General features: G+C 70.0%; 22 protein-coding genes and 1 pseudogene. 14 read left to right on the top strand and 9 right to left on the bottom strand.

Going from position 1 to position 24,860, the window contains the following annotated elements; all coding sequences use genetic code 11:
* On the top strand, positions 1-836 hold an 836-nt coding region (locus GUY60_RS01925), incomplete at its 5' end, for an IclR family transcriptional regulator (protein WP_161693067.1).
* Between the two features lie 45 nt (positions 837-881).
* Here GUY60_RS01925 and GUY60_RS01920 read toward each other — a convergent pair.
* Positions 882-1,295, bottom strand: a complete 414-nt coding sequence (locus tag GUY60_RS01920; RefSeq protein WP_161693066.1) for an Ohr family peroxiredoxin — start codon at positions 1,293-1,295, stop codon at positions 882-884.
* Between the two features lie 178 nt (positions 1,296-1,473).
* Here GUY60_RS01920 and GUY60_RS01915 point away from each other — a divergent pair, with 178 nt between their 5' ends.
* The gene (locus GUY60_RS01915; protein WP_161693065.1) at positions 1,474-1,938 is read left to right on the top strand and encodes a MarR family winged helix-turn-helix transcriptional regulator; all 465 of its coding nucleotides are present in this window, start codon (positions 1,474-1,476) and stop codon (positions 1,936-1,938) included.
* Positions 1,939-1,957: 19 nt separating this feature from the next.
* Here GUY60_RS01915 and GUY60_RS38150 read toward each other — a convergent pair.
* Positions 1,958-2,071, bottom strand: a pseudogene (locus GUY60_RS38150) (IS5/IS1182 family transposase); the annotation flags it as partial.
* Between the two features lie 374 nt (positions 2,072-2,445).
* Here GUY60_RS38150 and GUY60_RS01910 point away from each other — a divergent pair.
* Together GUY60_RS01910 and GUY60_RS01905 are read left to right on the top strand one after the other, a co-directional pair.
* A complete protein-coding gene (locus GUY60_RS01910; RefSeq protein WP_161693064.1) occupies positions 2,446-3,927 on the top strand; it encodes an MFS transporter in 1,482 nt (493 codons plus the stop codon).
* Positions 3,928-4,038: 111 nt separating this feature from the next.
* Positions 4,039-5,694: a thiamine pyrophosphate-binding protein gene (locus GUY60_RS01905; RefSeq protein WP_161693063.1), complete on the top strand. Its 1,656-nt coding sequence runs from the start codon at positions 4,039-4,041 to the stop codon at positions 5,692-5,694.
* 73 nt (positions 5,695-5,767) lie between these two features.
* On the opposite strand, the gene GUY60_RS01900 is transcribed toward GUY60_RS01905, so the two are convergent.
* The 3 genes from GUY60_RS01900 to GUY60_RS01890 form a co-directional block, all read right to left on the bottom strand.
* A complete protein-coding gene (locus GUY60_RS01900; RefSeq protein ID WP_161693062.1) occupies positions 5,768-6,133 on the bottom strand; it encodes a hotdog domain-containing protein in 366 nt (121 codons plus the stop codon).
* Complete coding sequence (locus tag GUY60_RS01895) at positions 6,130-7,794, bottom strand: flavin-containing monooxygenase (RefSeq protein WP_161693061.1); 1,665 nt, start codon at positions 7,792-7,794, stop codon at positions 6,130-6,132. Before GUY60_RS01895 ends, GUY60_RS01900 begins: the two co-directional genes overlap by 4 nt.
* A gap of 262 nt (positions 7,795-8,056) precedes the next feature.
* On the bottom strand, positions 8,057-9,022 hold the full coding sequence (locus GUY60_RS01890) for an alpha/beta hydrolase (RefSeq protein WP_161693060.1): 966 nt from the start codon (positions 9,020-9,022) through the stop codon (positions 8,057-8,059).
* 174 nt (positions 9,023-9,196) lie between these two features.
* Between GUY60_RS01890 and GUY60_RS01885 the strand changes: the two genes are divergently transcribed.
* From GUY60_RS01885 to GUY60_RS01875, 3 genes are read left to right on the top strand one after another with little or no spacing between them, the layout of a single operon-like run.
* Positions 9,197-9,862: a hypothetical protein gene (locus tag GUY60_RS01885; protein WP_161693059.1), complete on the top strand. Its 666-nt coding sequence runs from the start codon at positions 9,197-9,199 to the stop codon at positions 9,860-9,862.
* The gene (locus GUY60_RS01880; protein WP_223178643.1) at positions 9,855-11,258 is read left to right on the top strand and encodes a glutamine synthetase family protein; all 1,404 of its coding nucleotides are present in this window, start codon (positions 9,855-9,857) and stop codon (positions 11,256-11,258) included. Before GUY60_RS01885 ends, GUY60_RS01880 begins: the two co-directional genes overlap by 8 nt.
* Positions 11,255-12,028, top strand: coding sequence for a gamma-glutamyl-gamma-aminobutyrate hydrolase family protein (locus GUY60_RS01875; RefSeq protein WP_312866150.1), 774 nt, complete (start codon positions 11,255-11,257; stop codon positions 12,026-12,028). The genes GUY60_RS01880 and GUY60_RS01875 overlap by 4 nt, the downstream gene beginning before the upstream one ends.
* Before the next feature lie 78 nt (positions 12,029-12,106).
* Here the strand turns inward: GUY60_RS01875 and GUY60_RS01870 are convergent, their stop codons facing one another.
* Positions 12,107-12,700, bottom strand: coding sequence for a TetR/AcrR family transcriptional regulator (locus GUY60_RS01870; protein ID WP_161693058.1), 594 nt, complete (start codon positions 12,698-12,700; stop codon positions 12,107-12,109).
* Between the two features lie 123 nt (positions 12,701-12,823).
* On the opposite strand from GUY60_RS01870, the gene GUY60_RS01865 reads away from it, so the two are divergent.
* The 7 genes from GUY60_RS01865 to GUY60_RS01835 all read left to right on the top strand — a co-directional run bounded on the left by GUY60_RS01865 (position 12,824) and on the right by GUY60_RS01835 (position 21,857).
* Positions 12,824-12,979, top strand: a complete 156-nt coding sequence (locus GUY60_RS01865; protein ID WP_161693057.1) for a hypothetical protein — start codon at positions 12,824-12,826, stop codon at positions 12,977-12,979.
* A 72-nt stretch (positions 12,980-13,051) separates the two neighbouring features.
* The gene (locus GUY60_RS01860) at positions 13,052-13,708 is read left to right on the top strand and encodes a transporter (protein ID WP_246234150.1); all 657 of its coding nucleotides are present in this window, start codon (positions 13,052-13,054) and stop codon (positions 13,706-13,708) included.
* A gap of 97 nt (positions 13,709-13,805) precedes the next feature.
* Positions 13,806-16,217 carry an AMP-binding protein gene (locus tag GUY60_RS01855; protein ID WP_161693055.1) on the top strand — a complete coding sequence of 804 codons (2,412 nt, stop codon included), beginning with the start codon at positions 13,806-13,808 and terminating at the stop codon, positions 16,215-16,217.
* Positions 16,214-17,311, top strand: coding sequence for a Zn-dependent alcohol dehydrogenase (locus tag GUY60_RS01850; RefSeq protein ID WP_161693054.1), 1,098 nt, complete (start codon positions 16,214-16,216; stop codon positions 17,309-17,311). The genes GUY60_RS01855 and GUY60_RS01850 overlap by 4 nt, the downstream gene beginning before the upstream one ends.
* 39 nt (positions 17,312-17,350) lie before the next feature.
* Positions 17,351-18,838, top strand: a complete 1,488-nt coding sequence (locus tag GUY60_RS01845; RefSeq protein ID WP_161693053.1) for an aldehyde dehydrogenase family protein — start codon at positions 17,351-17,353, stop codon at positions 18,836-18,838.
* Positions 18,839-18,878: 40 nt separating this feature from the next.
* Entirely contained in the window at positions 18,879-20,426 is a 1,548-nt protein-coding gene (locus GUY60_RS01840; RefSeq protein WP_161693052.1) for a long-chain-fatty-acid--CoA ligase, read from the top strand.
* An 84-nt stretch (positions 20,427-20,510) separates the two neighbouring features.
* Positions 20,511-21,857, top strand: a complete 1,347-nt coding sequence (locus tag GUY60_RS01835) for an NAD(P)/FAD-dependent oxidoreductase (RefSeq protein ID WP_161693051.1) — start codon at positions 20,511-20,513, stop codon at positions 21,855-21,857.
* A gap of 102 nt (positions 21,858-21,959) precedes the next feature.
* Here GUY60_RS01835 and GUY60_RS01830 read toward each other — a convergent pair whose 3' ends face one another.
* The 3 genes from GUY60_RS01830 to GUY60_RS01820 all read right to left on the bottom strand — a co-directional run bounded on the left by GUY60_RS01830 (position 21,960) and on the right by GUY60_RS01820 (position 24,839).
* Positions 21,960-22,670: a DUF1345 domain-containing protein gene (locus tag GUY60_RS01830; RefSeq protein ID WP_312866149.1), complete on the bottom strand. Its 711-nt coding sequence runs from the start codon at positions 22,668-22,670 to the stop codon at positions 21,960-21,962.
* Positions 22,667-24,025 carry a diacylglycerol/lipid kinase family protein gene (locus GUY60_RS01825; protein ID WP_161693050.1) on the bottom strand — a complete coding sequence of 453 codons (1,359 nt, stop codon included), beginning with the start codon at positions 24,023-24,025 and terminating at the stop codon, positions 22,667-22,669. The genes GUY60_RS01830 and GUY60_RS01825 overlap by 4 nt, the downstream gene beginning before the upstream one ends.
* A 193-nt stretch (positions 24,026-24,218) precedes the next feature.
* Positions 24,219-24,839 (bottom strand): TetR/AcrR family transcriptional regulator, encoded by a 621-nt coding sequence (locus tag GUY60_RS01820; RefSeq protein ID WP_312866148.1) that lies wholly within the window; start codon positions 24,837-24,839, stop codon positions 24,219-24,221.
* Positions 24,840-24,860 lie beyond the last annotated feature (21 nt).

The following is a 24,860-nucleotide window of genomic DNA, read 5'->3' as shown; positions in this document are numbered from 1 at the left end:
CGCCCCCACCCTCCCTCCTGGAGAAGGCCGAGCAAGTGCTCGCCGCCTTCGACGGCTCGCACCCCCGGCTCTCGCTGACCGAGGTGATCCGCCGCTCGGGCCTGAGCCGCTCCTCCGCCCACCGCATCCTCGACCAGCTCGTGCAGCTGCGCTGGCTGGACCGCGAGGGCCGGGACTACCGCATGGGCATGCGTCTGCTTGAGCACGGCGGGCTCGCCGCCCATCACAACCGGCTGCTCCGCGTGGCCCTGCCCCGACTCGACCAGCTCCATCAGGCGACGGGCAAGCCGGCGCAACTGTTCGTGTTGGCGGACACCGACGTGGTCTGCCTGGAACGTATCGGCTCGTTCGACGACCATGCCCTGCCGACCCACGTCGGCGCCCGACTCCCCGCCCACTGCACGGCCGCGGGCAAGGCCATCCTCGGCTTCGGTGATCCGGCCGACGTGGAGCGGGTGTTGGCGGCCGGACTGCACCCGCGCACGCCCCGCACGGTGACAAGCCCCTTCCTCTTCCGTACGGAACTGGCCGCCGTGCGCGCGGACGGCATCGCGTACGACCGGGAGGGGACCTGCCAGGGGCTGGTCTCCGCAGCGGTTCCGCTGCGGGGCGCGGGGCGGGCGATCGCCGCGGTCTCCGTGGCGTCGCTGGGTGGTCACCGCGCTCTGGAACGGCTCGCACCGCTGCTCCAGTCCTGCGCCCGGTCGATCTGGGCCGAGCTGTACGGCCGTGGGCGCGCGGCCCGGTTCGCACCGCCCATCGAGGCCCCACCGGCAACGGTTCCGGTACCGCTGGACAACATGAGGCGGTGGGCCTGGCCCGGCAGCTGGATGTAGTTGCTGCAGCTGCCGGGGGCGGTCGGGTTACGCGATCACGTCGGGTTACTCGATCACGAGCTCCACGTCGATGTTGCCGCGGGTCGCCTTGGAGTACGGGCAGTAGGCGTGGGTCTTCTCCAGGAGGTCGCGGCCCGCGTCGCCCTGGAGGTGGTCCGGGAGCTCGGCGCGCAGGACGACGGCGAGGCCGAAGCCACCGTCGGTGTCCTTGCCGATGGAGACCTCGGCGGTGATCGAGGCGTCCTTGACGTCGATCTTCTCCTGGCGGCCGATGGCGCCCATCGCACTGGCGAAGCAGGCCGCGAAACCGGCGGCAAAGAGCTGCTCGGGGTTGGTGCCCTGACCGTTGCCGCCAAGGGCGGCCGGGTGTGCGAGCGGCAGGTCGACCTGACCGTCGGAGCTGACGGCGCGGCCCTCGCGGCCGTTGGCGGTGGCGACTGCGGTGTATATGGCGTCCATGATCCTGTCCTGTCCTGTGCTGCGGGATGCGTGCTGCTCGATGTGCTGCTTGATGTGCTGGGCCGGCGTCCGGGACGACTTCTGCGTCGTGGACGAACCGTTCCCACATTGATAGCGCACAATTCAGTTGTGCACAACTAAATTGCCTGTGGGTAGCTGCGCCGGTAACCTTGTGTGCATGGCTACGACCCGTGACGTACGTGACGAGGACCTGCTCCGACTCGACCGGCAGGTCTGCTTCTCCGTGCATGCCGCCTCGCGGGCGTTCAACGGCGTGTACCGCGAACCCCTCAAGGAGCTGCGGCTCACCTACCCGCAGTACCTCGTCATGCTGGTGCTCTGGGAGCACGACGAGCTGGCCGTCAAGCGCCTCGGCGCCCTCCTGCGCCTCGACTCCGGAACCTTGTCGCCGCTGCTCAAACGCCTGGAAGCGGTCGGATACGTGGAGCGTCGGCGCAGCGCCGAGGACGAGCGTTCCGTCGTGGTCCGCCCCACCGAGGCGGGCCGGGAACTCAGGGCGCAGGCCCTGGAGGTCCCACGCAGGATCGCCGCCGCGACCGGCCTCACGCTCGATGAGTTCCACGAACTGCGCGAGCGCCTCGACACGTTGACGCGTGCGCTGGACTCGGCGGGGGAGCGCTAGGGCGTTTCTTCTGGATCACGTAGCGGGTGGCCAGGCCGCGCCATTGTTTGAGGCGGTGGATGCAGCGCACGACGGTGTTGCGTTGCTTGTAGGCATCGCGGTCGAAGGCTGATGGTCAGCCGCCGGCACGACCGCGGCGCGTCGGCCGGGCTGGCACCGCGCTCGAACCCCACGCCATACGACCAACGGCCATGCGACCAACGGCCGTGCAGCCGTGCAGCCGTGCAGCCGTGCAGCCGTGCAGCCAACGGACGAGTCAGCCGCACGGCTGCGCGCACGCCGCGAGCCAGGTCACCCCCTCCACCCCTCCCGGTTTTCCCGCCGACCGGGAAAACGGAGCCGATCACTCACCGGATCCATTGCCGCTCGTACCAAGCGGCTGTTAGACCCGACCCCTGCCACAGCACAGCGCTCCGGAGCCGCAGGTCCGTCCCGTCTCCCAGCTGAGCCCGCGGCGTTCACCTCCCCCACGCCTCGACACCCACACCGTCCCGAGGGAGCCGCACCATGCGGGAAGACAGCCAACAGGCCCTGGCCGGCACCGATTCGCCCGCCACTTCGGCGGGAGAGCGAGAGCGGTCGAAGCTCTCCTACTTCTCGATCGTCGGGCTGCTGATCCTGGCCACCGAGGTCGTCGGCTTCGAGTTCACCTTCATCTACCCGGCGGTCGGGCAGATCGCCGCCGAGTTCCAAACCCAGCAGGTGGCCTGGGCGTTGACGATTCTGTACCTGGGCGGCGCGGTCGTCGTCCCGGTGGTCGGGAAGCTCGCCGACATCCACGGCAAGAAGAAGATGCTCGTGCGGTGCGCGGTCTGCTTCCTCGCGGGCACTCTGGTGTGCGCGCTTGCCCCCTCGTTCCTGGTGTTCATGACCGGCCGCGCCCTGCAGGCATCCGCTCTGCCGTTCTTCGTCCTCGGCTACGGGCTGATCCGCGACCTGCTCCCCGCCCGCCTGGTGCCGCTCGGCCTGGGCTGCCTGGCCACCAGCACCGGCATCAGCGCGATCCTCTCCACGTTCCTCGGCGGCTGGCTGATCGATTCGTACGGCTTCCGGGCCACGTTCTGGTTCCTCTTCGGGTACATGGGCGTGCTGCTGCTCGCGGTGATCGCCTTCCTGCCCGAGTCGTCCGTCCGCATCCGGCAGCGCATCGACTACCGGGGAGCGCTCCTGCTCGCGCTCGGTTGCGCCGTGCTGCTGATCGCCCTCGGCATGAAGGGTGTTGCGATCGTCGCCGCCCTGCTGGTCTCGGCGAGCCTGCTCACCGCGTTCTGCCTGAGCCAGCGGAAGGCCGCCTCGCCCCTGATCGACGCGTCGATCCTCGGCCGCCCCGCCTTCTACCTCACCCTCGCCACCACGGGCTCCCTGACCGTCGCCTGGGCCGGATACGGCTTCCTGTTCCCGCAGTTGCTGATGACACCGCACGGGCCCGGTACGGAGTACGGGTTCGGCCTGAACGCGGTCGAGCTGGCGCTCTGGCACGGGCTGCCGATGGGCCTGGGCACCATGCTCTGCGGCACCCTGGGCGGCTGGCTCGCCCGCCGCTCCGGGCCTCGCGTCGTGCTGATCCTGGGCGCTCTGCTGCTGGTCGCGGCGTGCGTGATGGTGGCCTTCGTCGCGCCGGAGACGGACAACACGTGGATCTTCCGGCTGATGTCGTTCACCGACGGCGCAGCGGCGGGCTTCTTCCAGGCCGGTACGCAGAACTTCATCGTCGACACGGTCCCCGCCGACCGGCAGGGCATCAGCGGGTCCATGAACTTCATGGTGCAGAGCCTGGGCGGCTCTCTCGCCACGGCCGGCCTAACGGCGCTGCTCCTCCACTACCCCCTCGGCACGGGCGGAGCCGGCCGGTTCGCCTTCACCTGGGAGGGCTACCGGACCGTCTTCCTGGTCGCGGCCGCCTGTGCGCTGGTCGCCCTGGCCATCGGCCTCGCCCGACGGGACGGGCGGACCCCCGCGAGCGGAGGCGCCGTGTCCGGCGCGCACTGAACCTCTGCGACGGACACGGCGCGACGTCCACGCCTTCCCGTAGACACACCTGACACGTCGAGGAGCCCCATGCCCAACCCCAACCCCACGCCCGCGCCAACGCCCGTGCCCATGACACTGCACACCGTCGACGGCGGAGGAGCCGTCGCCCTCGCTCTGGAGGCGCTCGGCGTCGAGACGGTCTTCACGATTCCGAGCGCCCACACCCTCGCCATCCTCAAGGCCGTCCACCAGCGCGGACGTATACGGGTCGTGGGCTGCCGGCACGAGCAAGGAGTGCTGCACGCCGCCGACGCGTACGCCCGTACAACCGGCCGGCTCGGCGTCGCCGTCGCCAGCACGGGGCCCGGCACGGCGAACACGATGGGCGGTCTGTACGAGGCGCAGTACGCCTCATCTCCCGTCCTTCTGATCACCAGTCAGGTACCCACGCACCACCTCGGCCGCGGGCGCGCGTACGTCCACGAGGCCGAGCAGCAGGCGGCGATGCTGCGCACGCAGTGCCGCGAGGTCGTCACGGTGACCGAGGCGGACACGCTGGCGGAGACGGTCGTCCGGCTCGGCCGCTCAGCGCTGAGCGGACGTCCGCGTCCGGTCGCCGTCGAGATCCCGACAGACGTGCAGGAGGCGTACGAGACCGTTGTGGACCTCGAAGCCCTGACGGCAGCAGCCGCGCGGCCCCTCCCCCGGCGCACTCCGTCCGCCGACGCGGTCGCGCGGGCGGCCGAACTACTCGCCGGGGCGCGCCGTCCCGTGATCTGGGCGGGCGGCGGGGTCATCCGTTCCGAGGGCGCTCCGCAGGCGCTGCGCGCCCTTGCGCGGCACTGGCAGGCGCCCGTGATCACCAGCCGGGAGGGCAGGGGCGCGATCGGCGAGCACGATCCGCTGAGCCTGGGAGGCAGCGCGATCGACGGTGACATGCCCGGGTATCTCGCCTCCTGCGACGCGATGCTGGCGGTGGGCACGCGGTTCCAGCAGTACCCGACCGCCGAGTGGAGCCTGCGGTTGCCGGAGCGGCTGGTGCATCTGGACGCCGACCCGACCGTCATCGGCCGCTCCTACCCGTCGGCTCAGGCGCTGGTGGGCGACGCGGAGGCGGGACTGCGGGCCCTGTATGCCGCCCTGCCCTCCCCCGACACGGACGTGGCGCTCGATCGGAAGCGGCACCTGGAGGAGGGGCGGCAAGCTCTCGCGCGGACTCACGCCCTGGTGGCCGGCCGAGTGGGCACGGACCATACGGCGATCTGCCGGTCGATCGAACAGCACCGGCCGAGGCGGAGTGTGGTCGTACGGGATGCGACCGTGCCCGCCTACGCCTGGGGCGAGACGCTGCTGCCGATCCACCACGCACGCACCTCGATCCGCTCGACGGCAGCAGGCATCGGGCCGGGTCTTCCGCTCGCGATCGGAGCGGCACTGGGCAGTAACGAACCGGTCGTCGTGCTCCAGGGCGACGGTGGGTTCATGCTCAGCGTCGGCGAGCTCGCCACCGCCGTCCAGCATCAACTCCCCATCGTCATCTGCCTGTTCAACGACTCCGGGTACCAGATGCTGCGCACCATCGAGGCCCGGCGCGGAGACGGAACGCTCCACGACGTGGACCTCCGCACCCCCGACTTCGCCGCGCTCGCCACTTCGTTCGGCGCGCGGGGCGTACGGGTCGCGAGCGCCCCCGACTTCGACGAGGCGTTCGCAAGGGCGCCACGACACCACGGTCCGACCCTGATCGACATCGACATGCACTCCCTCATCCCGATCGACCGGTAACCCACCTGTATCTCCCCGAGGGCCGGCATCACACGCCGGCCCCCGGCAGGGCGTCCGCTACTGCCAAGCGCAATCACCCATCGGCCGGCACGACACCCGTCCCTCGCGCACGCGTGGCCACAATGGGTTCGGCCAGCACCTCCGCTCGGCCGGTCTCGTCCAGGGACCGGCAGATGATGCGCAGCTCGAACTCGACCGTCCGGCTCCTGTTGCCCCTGGACGCGAGGCGCGCCTCGGCCTCGATGACGTCGCCGCCGCGGATCGGAGCGAGGAACTCGACCGAGGAGTACCCGGCGAACAGGCTCTCGTGGCCGTCGACGGTGATCGCCAGGTGCGTGCCGGCGTCACCGAACAGCTTCAGGCTGTACGCACCGTCGACGAGGTTGCCCGCGTAGTGCGCATCGGAGTGGGCGACGTACCGCTGGTGCACGACCTTCATGCGATCTCCTGGTCGATGCGACCGATACGGCGTGCCACGGCCTCGCCGTCGAGCTGGATGCCCGGGTAGCCGTGCTTGGCGATCTCGGTGCACATCCGGCGGTACTTGCCGACACCGCCCACATAGCCGAGGAAGGTCGTCGGCTTGCCGGCCACGTTCGAACCGCGGTACCAGGAGTCGGTGGTCGCGTACAGGGTCTGGTTGACCGTGAGTTCGGTGATCCGCACCCACTCGTCCTGGGCCTCGACGGTCGGTTCGACGACGTCGGCACCCTCCGCCTTCGCATGCTCGATCAGATCGGTGATCCAGTCGACGGCCTGCTCGATCGTGACGACGACATTGCTCACGAGCGCAGGGCTCTGCGGCCCGCCGATCATGAAGAAGTTCGGGAACCCGGCCGTCATGACGCCCAGATACGTACGGACGCCCTCGCTCCACGAGTCCTGCAGCCTGCCGGACTCGGGCGTGGAGACGCCCAGCGAGAACAGCGGTCCGGTGAAGGCGTCGAACCCGATGGCCAGGACGACGGCGTCCACCTCGTACGCACCGCCGCTCGTGACGACGCTGTCGGCCGTCATGGTCTCGAGCGGCTCGTCGCGCAGGGAGACCACCGAGACGTTGGGGCGGTTGAAGGTCTCGTAGTAATCGGTGCCGAAACAGCTTCGCTTGGCGCCGAGCGGGTGGAAGCGGGGCTCCAGGACGGCGGCGGCCCGCGGGTCGTGGACGATGTGGCGGACCTTCTGGCGCATGAAGTCCGCGGCAGTCTCGTTGGCCCTCGCATCGGTCAGCAGATCGGAGAACTCGCCGCCGACGCCGGTGAATCCGCTGCGCTCGTAGGCCTTCTCGTAGCGCTCGCGCCGCTCCTCGTCGGAGACGTCGAACGCCGCGGCGTCCGGGATGCGGTCCGGGATGCCGCCGAGCGAGTGGCGGCACTCCTCGCGGAGGGCCGCGTAACCGCTCTTGATCTCGTCGACGAAGCCCGCGGCCAACGGGGCGTTCCGGGCCGGGAACACGTAGTTGGGGGTGCGCTGGAACACGGTGAGGTGCTCGGCCACTTCGGCGATGAGCGGAATGCACTGCACCGCGGAGGATCCGGTGCCGATCACGGCGACCCGCTTCCCCGCGAGGTCGCTCAGCGGAATGTTCCACCGACTCGTCGAGACCGTGGTCCCGGTGAAGTTGTCCAGGCCCGGCACATCCGGGTCCTTGGGTGCGGAGAGGCCGCCCGAACCGGCAAGCAGATGGCGCCCCCGCCGGGTCTCGCCGGAGTCGAGGGTCACCTCCCAGAGCCGCTGATCCGGAAGCCAAGTCGCGGACGTGACACGGGAGTTGAAGCCGAAGTGCCTGCGCAGGTCGAAGCGGTCCGCGACGTGGTTGATGTAGCTGAGGATCTCGGCCTGCGGAGCGAAGCGCTCGCTCCACGTCCACTCCTGCTGAAGCTCCTCACTGAAGGAGTACGAGTAGTAGACGCTCTCGACGTCACACCGGGCGCCGGGGTACGTGTTCCAGTACCACGTACCGCCAACGTCCGGCGCGGTCTCGAATCCGGCGAAGGTCCAGCCCTTCTCGGCGACCTTGTACGCCGCGTAGAGGCCGGAGAATCCCGCACCGACACAGAGGATGTCGACGACGGGGGCGGTGACTGGAGCTTTGTCGGTCATGCGTCTGCCTTCGAGTAGTCGAAATGCGGGGACGTGAGAGAGGGGACGTGAGTGAGGGGATGTGGGGGCGGAGGTAGCGCCCGGCTCTACGGACTTCGCCGCGGCTGTGGGGCGTGCACCTCTCGGGTGCGCCTGCACACAGATCCAGGCCGTCTTGGTCATACGACTTAGCCATATGACCAACAGAGGCTAACCACGGCCCCGGGCGGCGTCAATAGTGGAACGCCGATCGAGTTTCCCGACCTCGGGCGCCTCGGGCACCTCAAGCGCCGGCTATGCCCCGCAGGTGGCGCGCCACCTGCGTGAGCGCCTCGTCCGTCCTGGCGAACAGGCCCACTTCGGTGAAGAAGCCGTGGAAAACGCCGTCATAGCGGGTCGCCGTGACCTCGACCCCGTCGCGCCGCAGCCGCTCCGCATACGCCTCGGCGTCGTCGCGGAGCGGGTCGACCGCGGCGGTGAGAACGAGTGCCGGCGGGAGATCCCGCAGCGATGCGGCACGCATCGGGGCCGCGAAGTGGTCGACCGCACCGCCGGGCCCGATGTACTGCTCCCAGAACCATCGGGCATCCGCGCTGGTCAGCAGGGGTGCGTCGGCGAACTCCGTCCAGGACGGGGTGGCGAACGCACCATCGACGGCGGGATAGACGAGCACCTGGGACACGGGCCGGGCAAGCCCGAGATCCCGGAGCATGAGGCAGAGCGCGGCGGCGAGATTGCCGCCCGCGGAATCACCCCCGACGGCGATCATGTGCGCGTCGATGCCGAACCCGGGGGCCGCTCCGCACAGCCAGGCGTACGCGTCGAAACAGTCGTCGAGCGCCGCCGGATAGGGGTTCTCCGGTGCGAGGCGGTACTCCAGGGAGAACACCGCCCACCCGGAACGGGCGGCGATCGCGCGGCAGACCTCGTCGACCCCGTCGAGGGTGCCGAGGGCGAATCCGCCGCCGTGCAGATAGACGAGCGCCGGACGCTGTCGGCCGGATTCCGGCGGGCCGTCCGGCAGATAGAGGCGGGCCCGGAGCTCGCCCGAGCGGGCCGGCAGCGTCAGGTGTTCGACCCGGTCGAGGTGCGTGAGGGGCCGCCTGGGCGGCGGGGTCGCCAGGAGCTTCCGGGCCGTTTCCACACCCAGTTCGCGTACGGGCCTGTCGAGGGTTTCGGCGATGACACGCGCCACGAACCGTGCGTCGGCGTCCAGTTGGTCCCAGTACGGGGGCTGCGCTTCGTTCATTGTGAGGCTCTCCGTTCACTGCGGGGCCGTTGCGAAGTCATTGACAGGTCGTGACCTGTACCCCACCATCCTAGTCATCTGATCTAGACGCTTGACCGTGATCATGGTCCATGCGAGATCTGAAGCTGCCGATTCGCGGCGCATGTGATCTCCAGAAGTCGAAAGGACTGAGGCATGACCGAAACCACGACGGCCCCGGCGGTGTCCGGCGCAGATGCAGCCGGAGAGGTCGACGTACGGATCGAGGAGGACGCGACTCCGATCGTTCGCCTGCTCGGCCGCACCTTGCGGGATTCCGCCCGTACGGGCCACGCTCTCGCCGCGCTGCGGAAGCCCACGGCCACAGTGGCGATCCGTTCCCACGACACCCCGCAGGCGGCGACGATCACCTTCGGCAGCGGCGTCGTCGAGGTGGCCGGCGGTGTCCTCGTCGACCCCGATGCCACGCTCACCGTCGACCTGAACGCCCGGTTCGCGCCCGCCGCCGCACCCGAGGGCGACGCCGACCTCGCCGCGGATGTGCTGCTCGCACTGGCGCCGCCGATACCGGACTGGCAGGCGGCCGCCGAACACTTCTGGACCGCCGCACGCGCCGTGCCGGGGATTCCGGACGTGCTCATCGCCGTGACCGAAGGCGCCGACGGCATCGAACAGGTCGTTCTCGGCGAAGGCACCACCCACTACCTGATCGCCGGCGCCCCCGAGACGCTCGCCGGGGTGTTCTCCGGAACCGACGACATGCTCGCCGTCCTGTCCTCGGGTGCGCTCGGACTTCAGGGCACCCTCTCTCAGCTGTCGGTCCTGATCGGCGCCTCCTGGAAGGTTCGCTACGATGTCTGAACTCACCTTGCCCGACAACGGAGTTGACGCCCGTAGCTCCTCCGTGTCAGCCGCGGAAGCGGCGTCGAACGGGGCGCGGGCAGTGCGCCTGGAGGCGACGAACCTCGAGGGCTCGTTCCTCGGCAAGACCGTGGCACCGAAGAAGTTCGCGTCCGGTGCGGAGTCGGGATTCGCCTTCGCCGACCTGCTGTTCGGGCTCGACCTCGGCAACGCCCCGGCCTTCGGCTTCGCCTACCCCGACTGGCGCGGGCATCTGGACGACGTCTTCTTCCACCCCGACGTGTCGACACAGATCGAGTGGGAGCCAGGGCTCGACGCCGTGATCGGCGACTACTGGCTGAAGGACGGCACACCCGTGCCGCTCTGTCCGCGTAACCTCACTCGCAAGTTGACCGACCGGCTCGCGTCACTCGGCTTCACCGCGACCGTCGCCGTGGAGATCGAGGCGACCGTCTTCGAGGAGTCCATCCAGGAGGCGCGCGCCCGCGGGTACCGCGGACTGACACCGCTCGGCGGAAGCGCGGGCACGGCGTACCACCTCGCGAAGTCGAAGGACTGGTACGGGTACATGAACGCTGTCGCCGACCGGCTCGACGCGGTCGGCATCGAGTGGGAGGCGTGGAGCGACGAGGACGCCGCCGGTCAGATCGAGATCAACCTGGCGCCCGGCGACCCGGTCAAGGTGTGCGACTCCTGGGCGCGGACCCGCCAGATCATGCGCGAGGTCGCGTTCGAGCGCGGCCACACGGTCACTTTCATGGCCAAGCCCACCGAGGGCTACGGGCAGGCGTCCCACATCAACATCTCCCTCCAGCGGGACGGCGCCAACGTGTTCTACGCGGAGGAGGGCCCGTCGGAGGCGATGCGCCACGCGGTCGGCGGGCTGCTCGCGACCATCGAGGGCAACACGTCGATCGTGCTCCCGCAGATCACCTCGTACCGACGCCTGGTGGATCTCAGCGGGCCGCCGGTGACCGCCAGTTGGGGCATCAGCAACAAGACCACCGCGATCCGCGCGGTGTGCGGGCACCCGTCGTACTCGCGTCTGGAGTACCGGGTGCCGGGGGCGGACGCGAATCTGTACCTCGCGTTGGCCGGAGTGCTTGCCGGTGTGATCGCAGGGCTTGAGCGCAAGATCGAACCGCCGGACCCGGTCAGCGAAATGGCGTGGTGCATGCCGCCCGGCGTCGGGGTCGAGCGACTGCCGGACACCATCACGAAGGCCGCCGCCGCGCTCGAAGCGGATCCGATCCTCCGCGAACTCCTCGGTGCCGAGTTCGTGGACTACTGGGTCGGATCGCGCCGCTGGGAGTGGATGCAGTTCCACACCGCGGGCGGCGATCCGTTCGCCGAACTCTCCGAGTGGGAGTCCGCCCGATACTTCGAACTGCCGTGAGCACCAACGGAGTTGGGCCGGACGTGGTGCGGCCGCTCATCGGGATCACCGGGCGGCGGATCCGCCTGGAACTGATCGCGGGCGCGGACCGCCGGTACGGCGACCGGTGCACCGACACCTACATGTCCGACTACGCGATCCGCATCGCCCGCGCCGGCGGCCTCCCCGTGAACCTCTCGTACGAGACCGAAGCGGAGGCCGTGTGCCACTGGCTCTCCGGCGTGGTCGTCACCGGAGGGCAGGACCTGCATCCGGCGTGCTGGGGCGGGGACCCGTCCGTGGTCCGCGATGTCGACCCGCGTGCGGACCCGATGGCCCACGACGCCGAACGGGACGCTTACGAACTCGCGCTCGTCCGGGCCGCCGTCGATCGAGGGATCCCGGTGCTCGCCGTGTGCCGGGGCATGCAGGTCCTCAACGTGGCGCTCGGCGGCACCCTCGTCGCCGACCTTCCGCCCGGTGAGGTGCGGCATCTGTCGCAGGAGGCGGCGCCCACCGACGGCACGGCCGATCACCTCGTGACGTTCGAGCCGGGCTCGACCGTGGCGGGACTGTTCGGAGCACGGGCAGTCACCAACTCGTGGCACCACCAAGCCGTCGATCGCTGCGGCACGGGACTCCTCGTGACGGGACGGACGGCCGACGGTGTGATCGAGGCGGTGGAGCTCCCGGACGCGCCGGTGCTCGGAGTCCAGTGGCACCCGGAATGGATGGAGAGCGACGATCCGACGATGACGTGGATCGTCGAGGAATCCGCCAAACGCCTTTGATACGCGGCCGACCCGAGTGCGCCCGCGGGCTCGCCGGTGGACGCACTCGGGTTCGCGCCCCCGTCGACGGGCTTGCCGTCAGGCGAGGTTCGCGGCCAGCCAGGCGTCGAGCACACCGACGATGGTCTCGGCCTGCTCGGCGGCCTGGGAACGGTCGGCGTACGTCAGCCAGTTCACGGCGAAGCCGTCCGAAAGGGCCCCGACGACATAGCCGATCTGGTCGATCGTCTCGGGCGCGACCTCCTGTCCGGAGGCCGCTCTCGCGAGGATCGAGCGCATCACGTTGAAAGCCTCGCTGTAGACGGAGACGGCCGGATGGTCCTTCTGCCGCTGCGCCCAGCTGACCAGCTCGATGGTCGCGGACGCGAGATCCGGATCGCCTTCGAGATACCAGTTCAGGAGTCCGCGGAGGACTCCGCGCGCGGTCGCGGCCACGTCGCCGTGCACGTCGTTCTCGATCAGGACCTCACGGTATTGCTCCGTGAGCCTCTCGATGACGGCCTCGAACAGCAGCTCCTTGGTGTGGAAGCAGTAGTGCAGCGTCGCCAGCGGGGCGTTCGCCTCCTCGGCGATCCGCCGAGTGGTCGCGCCTTCGACACCGTGGCTCGCGATCACATGGATAGCGGCATTCACCAGGTCGTTGCGTCGCTCGGCCGCTGGTACGCGTGCCACATCTGCCCCCTACCGAAGTTGAACGATCGATCAAGTCGCTCACCAGGTTAACAGGCGGTTTTGCCTGGATCGGCGCAGACCGTAGCTCTCGAACGAAAACAGTTGTACATTTGACTCGATCGGGTGACCAAGATGAAGCAGCGTGAGCTCACTCGAAGGTGGAGGCCTGCTGCGGTCGCCGAAGTCGACCGGGTCGCCGGTCAGATGTCCGACCCCATGGACCTGCTCAAGCGGGACGACTACCCGTCGATCGACGCCGGCCAGCCCGCGACGATCTGACCCGATACCCGAGCACGGATTGAGGAAACAATGGCACTCAGAGATCTACTCTTCCTGCTTGCCGACGTCTGGATGGTCGTCGTCGGATTCACCTTCGGCTGGAAATTCATCAAGGAATTCCGGAACTATCTTCTCGGCCTCGAATGGATCATCGTCGCCACCTCCGGGTCGAACTTCTTCGTCTACGCGGCCGTGGGGGCCGGCGAAGACAGCCCCATGTACACCGCCGCGCATTTCCTCGACGCGTTCTCCCGGTCGGTCGGCATCACGTTGATTCTCGTGATGGGTCTGATGGCCGTGACGCATCGGTACAGGCCGTCCGTGGCCGTGGATGTCGGGGTGTTCGCGTTCGCCGCCGGGGTCGGGCTCGTCCTGCAGATCTTCGGCGAGGAGCTGGGTCGCGGTCTTGCTGTCTTCTACGTCGTGGTCAATGTGCTGACCACGCTGTTTCTCCTCTACTTCTCGCGGCGGCTCTGGGCGGCCGGCGCTAAGGGAATGGCGATCGGTGCGGGGCTCGCGACCGCTGCCGCATTCGGGATCGCCTCGATCTACGACTACGTCCACATCCCGGGCGACGACGCGGCGCACACCCTCTTCTACACGGCGGCGCTGAGCACTTGGGGATTCCAGATGTGCATGTACTACTTCGCGTACCGCGCCCTGCACCGGCTGGGCGAATCGGCCGATGCGGAGAAGGACCGGCAGGTGCACGACCGTGCCGATGTCTGAGGAGCGCCGAGTCGACGGAGATGTCGTGAATCAAACAGCAGGGGAGCTGGGAAACGTGTCCTCTCGCCACCCCCGACCGGCCGTCGGAGCCGACCAGATGGGCGAAGACCCGCATATCGCGACGCTGACCGGGTTGCTCTCCGAGCGTGCCCGGAAATCGCCGGACCGGGAATTCCTGCGCTTCGGGGAAGAGTCCTGGACCTTTGCCGAGATCGAGGCCTGGACGTCCAGGCTCGCGCACCGGCTGATCGAGGTCGACGGAGTCCGGACCGGTGACCGCGTCGCGATCATGCTTCCGAACATCGTGCACTGGCCGGTCGTATGGCTGGCCGCGCTGAAGGCCGGCGCTGTGGTCGTACCGGTCAACTCCTCGTACCAGCGGGCGGATCTCACCTTTCTGCTGCGGGACTCGGGAGCGCGGGTCGTGTTCACCGACGACGAGCGGGCCGGTCTTCTGAAGGAAGTCACCGACGCCGAGCGGGACTTGGCGGACCTGCGGGTCGTCGACGTCGCCGCGGACGGGTCCGCGCCCTTCCCCGCGACCGCTCCCCCGCTGCGCGTCACCGCCGGGACGCTGGCGAACCTGCAGTACACCTCGGGCACCACCGGCTTCCCCAAGGCGTGCATGCTCACGCACGACTACTGGGTGCGGCTCGGCTGGACCTGCGCCGGGGTGACCGGGCTCGGGGCCGAGGACGTGCTGCTCACCGCGCAGCCGTTCTCGTACATGGATCCGCAGTGGAACACCGCGCTCGCCCTGACCATCGGGGCGCCGCTTGTGGTGCTGCCGCGGTTCTCCGCATCGGGCTTCTTCGCCGATGTCCGCCGCCATCGCGCCACGTTCTTCTACGTACTCGGGTCCATGCCGACGCTGCTGTTCAAGCAGCCACCGAGCGCCGACGACCTGGACAACGACCTGCGCCTGGTGCTCTGTTCGGGCATTCCGGTGGGGATCCACGCGCAGCTGGAGGAGCGCTGGGGCGCGCCGTGGCGGGAGATCTACGGCATGACCGAGTCAGGCGTGGACCTCTTCGCGCCCGTCGACGACGTGCGGGCCGTGGGGACCGGGAGCCTCGGGCAGCCGGTGCCGACGAAGCAGGTGCGGGTGGTCGACTCGCAGGGCGCCGACCTGAGCGACGGTGCGCCCGGTGAGCTGGTGGTCTCCGGGAAGCCGATGATGCGCGGCTACTGGAACCGTCCGGAGGACACCGCACGGGTGCTGCGGAGTGGGGGTCCCCCCGGCAATGAGGGCGTAGCCGCCGGGGGAGGCTGGCTGCACACCGGTGACGTCGTCGTCCGCCGGCCGGACGGCGGGCTTCAACTGGTCGGGCGGATCAAGGACATGGTGCGTCGGGGCGGCGAGAACATCGCCAGCGCCGAGGTCGAGGCCGCGCTTGAACGGGACGACGCGGTCATGGCGACCGCGGTCGTCGCCGAGCCCGACGACACGCTCGGTGAAGAGGTCAAGGCGTTCGTGCAGTTGGTCCCCGGAGTGGCGGCCGACCGGTCGACCGCCGAGAGGATCGTCGACCGGGCCGGCCGGCAGCTCGCCCGCTTCAAGGTGCCGCGCTACGTCGAATTCGTCGCGGACTTCCCACGGACGCCGTCCGCGCGCGTGTCCAAGCCGGCCCTCAGGACCCGCGCCGCCAACGAGCCCGGTGTCACGTACGACCTGGGTTCCCGTGGCAGGACCGGCGGCGCGTCCGCCGTCCCGGCCGAGGGCCGCCTCGGCGTCGACGTCGTCCGCGATGTGGCCGTGCTGACCCTGCGCCGTCCGGAGAAGCTCAACGCCATGGACGTCGCCACCCGGCTGCAACTTGCCCGTACGGTACGGGAGTTCGGCACAGGCGCGGACGTACGCGGGATCGTGCTCACCGGTACGGGCCGGGCATTCTCGTCGGGCGAGGATCTCGAGGCCGCGCCGACCTCGTACGCGCAGGTCCGTGCGGCCGTCGAGAGCTTCCACGACATCACCCGGGCCGTCGTGGAGACACGGGTCCCCGTCGTCGCCGCGGTGAACGGCCTGGCGGTGGGCGGCGCCTCCGAGATCACGCTCTGCTGCGACGCGCGGATCGGCACCCCGGCGGCGGAGTACTACCAGCCGGAGAACGGCCGCGGCATCACGATCTCGAACGCGTCGAGCCTGCTGCTCACCCGCCTCGTACGGAACCACGCGACGCGCATGGTCCTCGGCTCGCCGCGGATCGGCGCCGAGGAGGCCCGGCGGATCGGTCTCCTCGACGAGATCGTCGCGCCGGAGGAGCTGCTCGAACGGGCCGTCGACCTGGTCGTCGAGTGGACGCCGGAGAACAACACGACGGCGCTGCACCTCGCGCTGCTCCGGCCGCGGCCCGACGAGATCGAGCAGGCCTTCGCCCGTGAGGACGCCGCCGCGCAACAGGCCTGGGAGAGCGGCGTGTTCAGCGCGGGCATCGAGGGCTTCTGGAACGCGAAGGGCGCCGGCGAACAGCGCCGTGACGCCCGTACGACAGAGGAGACGTGGACGTGATCGAGACAGAGGCCGCGGTGCTCACCGCGCTGAACGAGCCGCTCGAGATGACGGCGATCCAGGTGGACGACCCCGAGCCCGACGAGGTGCGCGTCGCGGTCTCCCACGTGGGTCTGTGCCACAGCGACCTGCACTACATGACCGGAACGGTCCCTACCGCTCTGCCGGTGGTGGTGGGCCACGAGGTGGCCGGCGTGGTCGAGGCGACCGGTTCCGCGGTGACCGGGCTGAGGCCTGGCGACCGCGTGGTCGGGGCGCTGACTCCGTCGTGCGGCCGGTGCGTCAACTGCGAGGCGGGCCGGTCGACGCAGTGCCTGCGCGTCGCGGAAGTACGTGAACGCCCGCGCCCCGCCTTTCAGTTGAAGGACGGCAAGCCGGTCGAGCGGCTCGGCGACATCGGCGCGTTCTCGCGGCACACGCTCATACGTGAGAACGCCCTGGTGAAGCTGGACGACGAGGTGCCGCTGCACGTGGGGTGTCTCCTCGCGTGCTGTGTGATCACCGGTGTGGGAGCCGTCTTCCGCGCTGCCCGGGTGCGCCCGGGGAGCACCGTCGCGGTGATCGGCTGCGGCGGCGTCGGGTCGGCCATCATCCAGGGAGCAAGGCTCGCGGGAGCCTCGGCCGTCGTCGCGATCGACCTGGACGAAGCGCGCCTGAAGGCCGCGCGCGGCTACGGGGCGACCCACGTCGTGAACGGGGGCGCCGAAGACGTCGCCGCAGAAGTGCGGAACCTCCTTGGCGACGGGGTGGACTACTCGTTCGAGGCAGTCGGCTCGGCCCGTACGGCGGCCACGGCCCTGTCGGTGCTGCGGCCCACCGGAACCGCCTGCCTGGTGGGCATCGCCCCGGAAGGCACCGAACTCCGGTTGCCCGCCCCGGACTTCTTCTTCGAGGAGAAGCGCCTCATCGGCTCGTACATGGGCTCGGGGCAGGTACGCCAGGACATCGCCCAGCTCGCGCGCCTGTACCGGCAGGGGCGGCTGCTGCTCGACGAGATGGTCACGCAGGTCATCCCGTTCGGCGAGATCAACGAGGGCTTCAAGGCCATGCGCAGCGGCGATGTGACCCGCATCGTCGTCGACCTCCAGGCCTGACACGCAAGGGATGCAGAGGTGACTGCAGAGGTGACTCACATGTCGAACGGCGAGACGGTGACGGCCGATACGGCGCTCCCCCGGCCGGTGAACTACATCGCGGACGCCTGGAGCGACTGCGAGGCGGTACGGGACGACCGGGACGCGTGGAACATCGACCCCAACACCCGGCAGCCGGTGCATCGCATGGCCACGACCGCACCCCGCGACGTCGAACGCGCCCTGCGGCATGCCGAGCGCGTGTACGGCGTCGGCCGGTGGGACGAGGAGGCGCGTCGCGAGCGGGCGGACATGCTCGAACGGGTCGCCGCGCTCATCGAGGGCCGGGCCGAGGACATCGCCCGTACCGATTCCCTGACCAGCGGGGTGCCGATCGGTGTCACCCGGAAGGTGACGGCCTTCCTGCCCGCCCGGATCCGGGCGACGGCGGCGGACCTGCTGAGCATTCCCCGCGTACGGCCGCTGGCGGCGGGCGGACGTGACGTGCGGCTGTACAAGGTCCCGTGGGGGCCGGCCGCGATCCTCACGCCGTGGAACGGGCCGAGCTTCATCCCCGCGGCGAAGGTGGTGAGTGCGGTCGCCGCGGGCTGCCCGGTGATTCTGAAGCCGTCCGAGCACGCCCCGGGCAGCGCGCAGCTAGTCGTCGAGTGCTTCGTCGAGGCCGGACTGCCCAGCGGCGCCCTGCAGTTGGTGCACGGCCGCGGCGATGTCGGGGCCGCGCTGACCGGTGACCCGCGCGTCAGGATCGTGTCGTTCACCGGCGGTCCGGCCGCCGGGCGCGCGATCGCCCGCGGTGCGGCGGAGGACTTCAAGGTCCTGCAACTGGAGCTGGGCGGCAACAACCCGGCGCTTGTCCTGGACGACGCCGACGTCGAGGTCGCCGCCGACGGGATCTTCGACGGTATGACCAAGCTGAACGGCCAGTGGTGCGAGGGTCCTGGCAAGGTACTCGCCCACCGGAGCCTGCTCGATCCGCTGCTCGAAGCGCTGACCGAGCGCCTCTCCAAGGTCGTGGTCGGGCACTCGCTCGACGAGGGCACCGAGCTCGGCCCGATCTCGAACGCACCGCACTTCGCGACACTGCAGAGCCGGATCGACGGACTGCGCTCCCTGGGAGCGACCGTCCACCAGCCGGCCCGACTCCCCGAGCTCGACGGGTACTTCCTGTCCCCCACCGTCGCCGCCGGGGCCGACCCGGCGAGGGCCACCGCGGAGTTGTTCGGTCCCGTCGTGTCCCTGCACGCCGTCGATTCCGACGAGGAGGCGCTGCGGATCGCGAACTCCAACCCCTCGGGGCTCGACGCCTACGTGTTCGGCGGCGACGCCGAGCGTGCGGTCGAGGTCGGCTCCCGCGTCCTCGCCGGTGAGGTGCGGGTCAACGGCGCGAAGATCGCCGACCTCGGTGACGACTCCGCGCAGAGCTTCTGGGGGCCGGCCGGCCTCGGCGGTCACGGACCGGCCGAGTCGGTCCGGGTGTTCTGCGGTGACCGGGTGGTCGGCGTCGACTCGCCGGAGCTGCCGCTGTGAAACCCGTCCGTTGTCGTGCAGCCACCATGGGAGCACCGCCATGCTGAACCTCTCGATCCTCCTCGAGGACTCCGCCCGTACGTTTCCCGACCGGGACGCGCTCGTGCTCGGCTCGCAGCGACTGACCTTCCGGGAGGTCGACGCGGCGGCGAACCAGGTCGCCAACCTGCTGGTGTCGCGGGGCGTCCGCCCCGGCGACAAGGTCGCGCTCAGCTGCCCCAACCTGCCGCAGTTCCCGATCGTGTACTACGGCGTGCTCAAGGCCGGGGCGGTCGTGGTGCCGCTGAACGTCCTGCTCAAGGGCCGGGAGATCGCGTACCACCTGGACGACGCGGACGTCTCGGCGTACTTCTGCTTCGAGGGAACTCCGGAGCTGGCCATGGCCGTTGAGGGCCATGCCGGATTCCGCGAGATCTCGGCGGTCGAGCACTTCTTCGTCATCACCTCCGACGAGGAAGCGGCCGGCCCGGTCGCCGGCACCGAGACCCTGGGTCAGGCGCTGGCCGGGATGAGCACCGAGTTCGAGTCGGTGGTTCGAGAGCCGACCGACACCGCGGTCATCCTGTACACGTCGGGAACGACCGGCCAGGCCAAGGGCGCCGAACTCTCGCACGCGAACGTCATGTTGAACGTCCTTGCCAACAACCGGCTGTTCGGCAGTGCACCGGCCACCGACAGCCATGTGGTGTGCCTTCCGCTGTTCCACACCTTCGGCGCGACGGTGCAGATGCACGCGGGGTTCTCGGTCGCGGCGACCCTGCATCTCGTGCCGCGCTTCGCCGCCCGTGAGGTGGTCGAGCTGATGAACCGCGAGACCATCACGTTCTTCGCCGGCGTGCCGACCATGTGGTGGGGGCTGCTCAACGCCCTCACCGACGACATCGACGTCCACCGGATCGCCGGAAATCTACGGATCGGGATCTCGGGCGGGGCGGCCCTGCCGGTCGAGATCATCAACCAGGTCGAGCAGCGTCTCGGCGTCAGCGTGCTCGAAGGGTACGGGCTGTCCGAGACGTCTCCCGTCGCCACGTTCAGCGACCCCCGGCTCGCCGCGCGACCGGGCTCCATCGGCATCCCGATCTGGGGTGTGGAGCTGAAGCTGATCCGACCGGACTGGAGCGAGGTCACCGAGCCCGGCCAGGTCGGCGAGATCGCGATCCGGGGCCACAACGTCATGAAGGGCTACTACAACCGCCCCGAGGAGACGGCCGAGGTGATCCGCGACGGCTGGTTCCGCTCCGGGGACCTCGCCCGACGTGACGAGGACGGCTTCTACTACATCGTCGACCGCGCGAAGGACCTGATCATCCGCGGCGGGTTCAACGTCTACCCGCGCGAGATCGAAGAGGTGCTGCACACCCATCCCGCGGTGAGCCTCGCGGCGGTCATCGGCGTCCCGCACGACAGCCACGGCGAGGAGATCAAGGCTTTCGTGATCCCCGAGAAGGATGCCGCCGTCACCCCCGACGAACTCGTCGCCTGGGGCAAGGCGCAGATGGCCTCCTACAAGTACCCCCGCATCGTCGAGCTCGTGCCGAGCCTGCCGATGACCGGCAGCGGAAAGATCCTCAAGCGCAGGCTGGCCTGACGCCGAGCAGCCCTGCGACGACATCCCCCTACGTACGACACCCGCGTACGACACCCACGTACGACGTGAGAACGAGGAACAGCCATGAGGACGGACAACGTCGAATACACCACCTTCAGCGGATGGGTCGACCCGCCCGGCGACGTCCGGCCCGCCCTGCGCGAAGACGTCACCTGCGAAGTCGCGGTCGTGGGCGGCGGCTTGGCAGGCATGTCGACGGCGCTGCGGCTTGCCGAGCGCGGCAAGGACGTGGTGCTGCTTGAGGCCGAGTTCTGCGGCCATGGCTCCGCCTCACGCAACGCCGGGCAGGTGGCGGGCGCTCCGGGGGGCGACATCCAGCTCCTGAACCTGCTCTACCCGAGGAGGTTTCCCGGCATCGTCCGATTCGCCGAGAACTCCGCGCACTTCCTTGAGCAGCTGATCGAACGACTGGACCTCGACTGCGACTACGAGGCGACGGGCAACGTCTGTGCGGCCGTGTCCCGGGGGCAGATGGGCCGCGTGCGCCGCGTGACGAAGCTGCTGCGGAAGGCCGGTGCGCAGGTCGAGTCGGGCACGAGCGCGGAGCTCGGGATCCCCCGCGGATTCGTCGGCGGTATGCGCGAGTCCGTCGGCGGGCTGCTGAACCCCGGCAAGTTCAGCCTCGGCATCCGCCGCGCCGTCCTCGCATCCAGCGCCCGGGTCTTCGAGCAGACCCGCGTCACCGACGTCACGCAGGACGGCGATCACGTCACGGTCAGGACGCCAGGGGGCGAGGTGCGCGCACACAAGATCGTGCTCGCGACCAACGCCTTCGGTGGCGAGCTGGCCATCACGCCCCAGCGGCTCTCCTCGCCGATCTGGGTCAGCGAGGTGGAGACCGAGCCGATCGATCCCGCGCGCCTGGCCGCGCTTGAGTGGACCAGCCGGTCGGGAGTGGTGACCCAGCACAACATCATGGAGAACTACCGGCTGACCGCACGCAACACCATCGTGTTCGGCGTCCGTCGGCTCCAGCGGGGAAAGAGCTACCCGCTCCCCCGGCGGGACCCGGACGAGGCGGTCGTCGCCGATCTGGCACGCGCCTTCGAGACGCGCTTCCCCGAGCTCGCCGACGTCGCGGCCGCGCGCGCCTGGGGCGGCTGGATCGGGATCACCTCGTCGTGGCTGCCGCTCGCCGGCCAGATCGACGACGATGTCTTCTACTCGGTCGCCTGCAACGGCCACGGCCTGGCCCAGGCGCCGTACGTCGGTTCCCTCATCGCCGACCTGATCGTGGACGGGGAGCAGCACGAGGACCTGAAGACGCTGTGGGCGAAGAAGCCCAAGTTCCCTCGCCCGCTGATGATGGGCGCGCTGGGGCTGCGGATCATCTGGACCGTCGACCGTTTCAACGACCTGATCAACGGAAGCCGCCGCAATGCCCGCCGCGGGGCGGCTTCGGTGAACTGACCGGGCACGTTCGGGTGCGTCGCCGTAGAAGGGATCCGTCCTGGCCCTCGGCTGGTGGGAGCGCATCTGAGAATCAGGGCAGTTCCTTCGGCCTGCCCCGGCTCAGATCCCTCCGAGCGCCGAGACGATGGACGCCACCGTGACGGTGTTGAAGACGAACGCGATGGTCGCATTGGCCGTCACCGTCCGGCGCATTTCGCGGGACGTGACGTCGACGTCCGTCGTGCCGAACGTCGTCATCACCGAGAAGGCGAAATAGACGTAGTCCGCCCAGGCCGTCTCCCCGTCGCCGCCCCCTTCGCCGGGGAATTCCAGCGCGCCTCCGTCCTCCACGAGGTTGTCCGCCTGGAACGCGACCGCGAATGACACCGCCACACAGACCCACGCCACGGCGACCAGGACGAACGCGGCCGCCGCACGCGGTGCGGGCGCGAAGGCGGAACCGATGTGTCCGGGCAGCCACACCACCGCCGCCACCAGCGCGGCCGCCGCGATGAAGACGGACACCCCCGGACCGGGCGCCGTCCCGTACACGTACCGCTGAAGGACCGTGCCCCGCGCCTCCCGCCGGGCCCAGTTCCGTACGCGCTCCGGCGATGCGGTCGAGAATGCCACCGTCGTGACCAGCAGATACGGGAACAGGTACGTCAGCAGGACGAGCACGCACACGTCCGCCGCCGTGACCTGTTCCCAACTCCCGTCGAAGATCAGGAGCAGGGCGGCCGCGGCCGCCGCGACGACGGCGCTCGCGACGGTCCGGCGGCGCTCGGACAGCCACTGGTTCCGCCGGCCCTCAGCCACTGTCCGGTTCACGGGCGTGCCTTTCGCCGGCGGGGCGTGGTGAAAGCGAGGTCGACGATGCGGCGCCAGTTCACGCGCGGCGGCGGGGCGATGGCGCCGGGCCGGTGGCGCGGTACGACGACGCGTAACGCACCTGGGCGCAGCGTGCACACGACGGGTGTGGGGAGTTGGAGGGCCTCGCCGTCGACGGCCACCGGGATCGTGTCCGCGTCGGCGCTCACCTCCACGCGGCGCGCGGTCATGACGGTCAGCGCCGCGGACTGCGAGCCGCGCACCGCGAGATCCGCGGCCTGGGCGGCGGTCTCCACCCGGATGCCGAGCACGCCGAGCACTCCCTCGTCGAGCCGCGGCCGCCGCCCCGCGCCGTCGAGCACGTCCGGTGAGGTGTACGGGTTGTTGCTGACCAACAGCGCCTGCCGGCCGAGGAGTTCCGTGCCGCCGACGCGTGCAGCGAGCCGTCGTGCGCCCTCCCCCAGCAGCAGGTCCGGCATGAGGGCGAGTGCCGTGCCCGCCTTGTCGTCGCGGTACCCGGGTCGTTGCACGACGTCGGCGTACGCCCCGAAGGACACGGTGTTGACGAAGGCGCGGCCCGAGACGTCCCCGAGGTCCACGCGGAGTTCCTCGCCGTCGGTCAGCGCGTCCAGGCAGCGGGCGGGGTCGGCACGGTCCAGGCCGAGATCCATGGCGAAGTGGTTGCGGGTGCCGGCGGAGATCACCAGGAACGGCAGTCCGTGCTCGGCGGCGACCGCCGCGACCAAGGCCTGTGTGCCGTCGCCTCCCGCCACACCGAGCAGGTCCGCGCCCTCGGCCACGGCCTCGCGGGCGAGGGCGGTGATGTCGGCGGGGGCGTCCGGGTCGAGCAGGATCACCCGGGCGCCCAACTCCTCGGCGCGCCGGACCAGTTCAAAGCGGCCGACCTTCCCGCCGCCGGAACGCGGGTTCATGATCAGCACCGCCCGCTCGGGCCGGGCCGCCCGGACGATCCGCCGCCGACGCCGCGACCGCGCCCGTACGAGCGCCGCACGGGCGCACACCAGCGACGCGGCCCAGCACAGGATCAGCACCAGGGCCGTCCGCCACAGCCCCCGGTGTCCGAAAAGCACCAACACGTCGACGGGTGCCGCAATTCCGAGAACCGCCCCGAACAGCCGCACCACACCACGGTGGGCCACGAACCACCAGATGCCCACGGCGCAGAGCACCAGGCCGAGCAGCCCCGCGCCGACCACCACAAGACCGCCGTCGCCCACGGCCAGTGCGAGTACGACCAGCGAGCCGGTCGCCGCGAGCACGGCAAGCCGGGCCAGCCAGCGGGCGGCGCCACTCGCCCTGCCGCTCACGGGGCCCGTCACGCGCCTCGTGCCCATGGGGTCCTTTCTGTGCGGCCCTCCCCCTTGACGTGCCCGGACGCGAGCCCCGCCCGGGGCACCAGCCTGCACATCTCGTGAGCGATGGGCATCCTCCGCGGGACCGTGCGGATGACAGGTCGACGACCCGTCCCGTGGTGGGCCTCGCGGAACACCCCGGCCGCCTCGGGGTGCACAGCGTGTTCGTGCCTTCTCAGGCGTACGACTCCAGGTACGCGGTGATCAGGCGGCGGGCCTCGTCGATCGTGGTGTCGTCGCCGTCCGGGGAGCGGCGGAAGGCCACGTCGAAGAGGCGGTTGCCCACCTCGAACGAGAGCTGGACGGCGAGCAGCGGGGTGTCGGCGGAGGCGAGACCGCGGTCGACGAGGTGGCGCCAGAGCCGCTCCGCCTGCACCTCGTCGAACGCCTCCACCAGGTCGACGAGGATCTGGTGGCGGCCGGCGAACCACAGCTGGGTGCAGCTCGGGTTGGCGCGGTAGTAGTCGCGGAGGAGGTCGATCACCACGTCGACCGCCTCGCGCAGCGTCTGCGCCTCGGGCTCGTCCAGGGTGGCCGTGATGAGGGCGTCGAGCTCCGCCGTGTGCCGGCGCAGGAGCTCGGCCTCGACCTGGTGCCGGTCGGGGAAGTAGTGGTACATCGACGCGGTCGGAATGCCCGCGCGCTCGCCGATCGCCTTGAGGGTGGCGGCCTCGTAACCCTGCTCGGCGAGCAGCGACTCGGCGGCGTCGATGATCGCCTTTCGGCGCTCCTGGCCACGGCGCTGGACGCCGGATGTGCGCTTCTGCTGCCGGTTTGCCGGAATGTTCTCGAACACGATTCGAGATCGTAGCAGCCC

The sequence above is a fragment of the Streptomyces boluensis genome (assembly GCF_009908195.1).
In the GTDB taxonomy this organism is placed as follows: Bacteria; Actinomycetota; Actinomycetes; order Streptomycetales; family Streptomycetaceae; genus Streptomyces; species Streptomyces boluensis.
The sequence above is the reverse complement of the archived record's forward strand: the minus strand, read 5'-3'. Positions and strand labels throughout refer to the sequence as shown.

What these genes read in the sequence shown, in the direction of transcription:
- GUY60_RS01885 (WP_161693059.1), top strand. Translation starts at nt 9,197, where the DNA reads ATGACCGAAACCACGACGGCCCCGGCGGTGTCCGGCGCAGATGCAGCC.
- GUY60_RS01895 (WP_161693061.1), bottom strand. Translation starts at nt 7,794, where the DNA reads ATGACCGACAAAGCTCCAGTCACCGCCCCCGTCGTCGACATCCTCTGT.
- GUY60_RS01900 (WP_161693062.1), bottom strand. Translation starts at nt 6,133, where the DNA reads ATGAAGGTCGTGCACCAGCGGTACGTCGCCCACTCCGATGCGCACTAC.
- GUY60_RS01880 (WP_223178643.1), top strand. Translation starts at nt 9,855, where the DNA reads ATGTCTGAACTCACCTTGCCCGACAACGGAGTTGACGCCCGTAGCTCC.
- GUY60_RS01855 (WP_161693055.1), top strand. Translation starts at nt 13,806, where the DNA reads ATGGGCGAAGACCCGCATATCGCGACGCTGACCGGGTTGCTCTCCGAG.
- GUY60_RS01910 (WP_161693064.1), top strand. Translation starts at nt 2,446, where the DNA reads ATGCGGGAAGACAGCCAACAGGCCCTGGCCGGCACCGATTCGCCCGCC.
- GUY60_RS01890 (WP_161693060.1), bottom strand. Translation starts at nt 9,022, where the DNA reads ATGAACGAAGCGCAGCCCCCGTACTGGGACCAACTGGACGCCGACGCA.
- GUY60_RS01840 (WP_161693052.1), top strand. Translation starts at nt 18,879, where the DNA reads ATGCTGAACCTCTCGATCCTCCTCGAGGACTCCGCCCGTACGTTTCCC.
- GUY60_RS01905 (WP_161693063.1), top strand. Translation starts at nt 4,039, where the DNA reads ATGACACTGCACACCGTCGACGGCGGAGGAGCCGTCGCCCTCGCTCTG.
- GUY60_RS01845 (WP_161693053.1), top strand. Translation starts at nt 17,351, where the DNA reads ATGTCGAACGGCGAGACGGTGACGGCCGATACGGCGCTCCCCCGGCCG.
- GUY60_RS01920 (WP_161693066.1), bottom strand. Translation starts at nt 1,295, where the DNA reads ATGGACGCCATATACACCGCAGTCGCCACCGCCAACGGCCGCGAGGGC.
- GUY60_RS01860 (WP_246234150.1), top strand. Translation starts at nt 13,052, where the DNA reads ATGGTCGTCGTCGGATTCACCTTCGGCTGGAAATTCATCAAGGAATTC.
- GUY60_RS01825 (WP_161693050.1), bottom strand. Translation starts at nt 24,025, where the DNA reads ATGGGCACGAGGCGCGTGACGGGCCCCGTGAGCGGCAGGGCGAGTGGC.
- GUY60_RS01835 (WP_161693051.1), top strand. Translation starts at nt 20,511, where the DNA reads ATGAGGACGGACAACGTCGAATACACCACCTTCAGCGGATGGGTCGAC.
- GUY60_RS01915 (WP_161693065.1), top strand. Translation starts at nt 1,474, where the DNA reads ATGGCTACGACCCGTGACGTACGTGACGAGGACCTGCTCCGACTCGAC.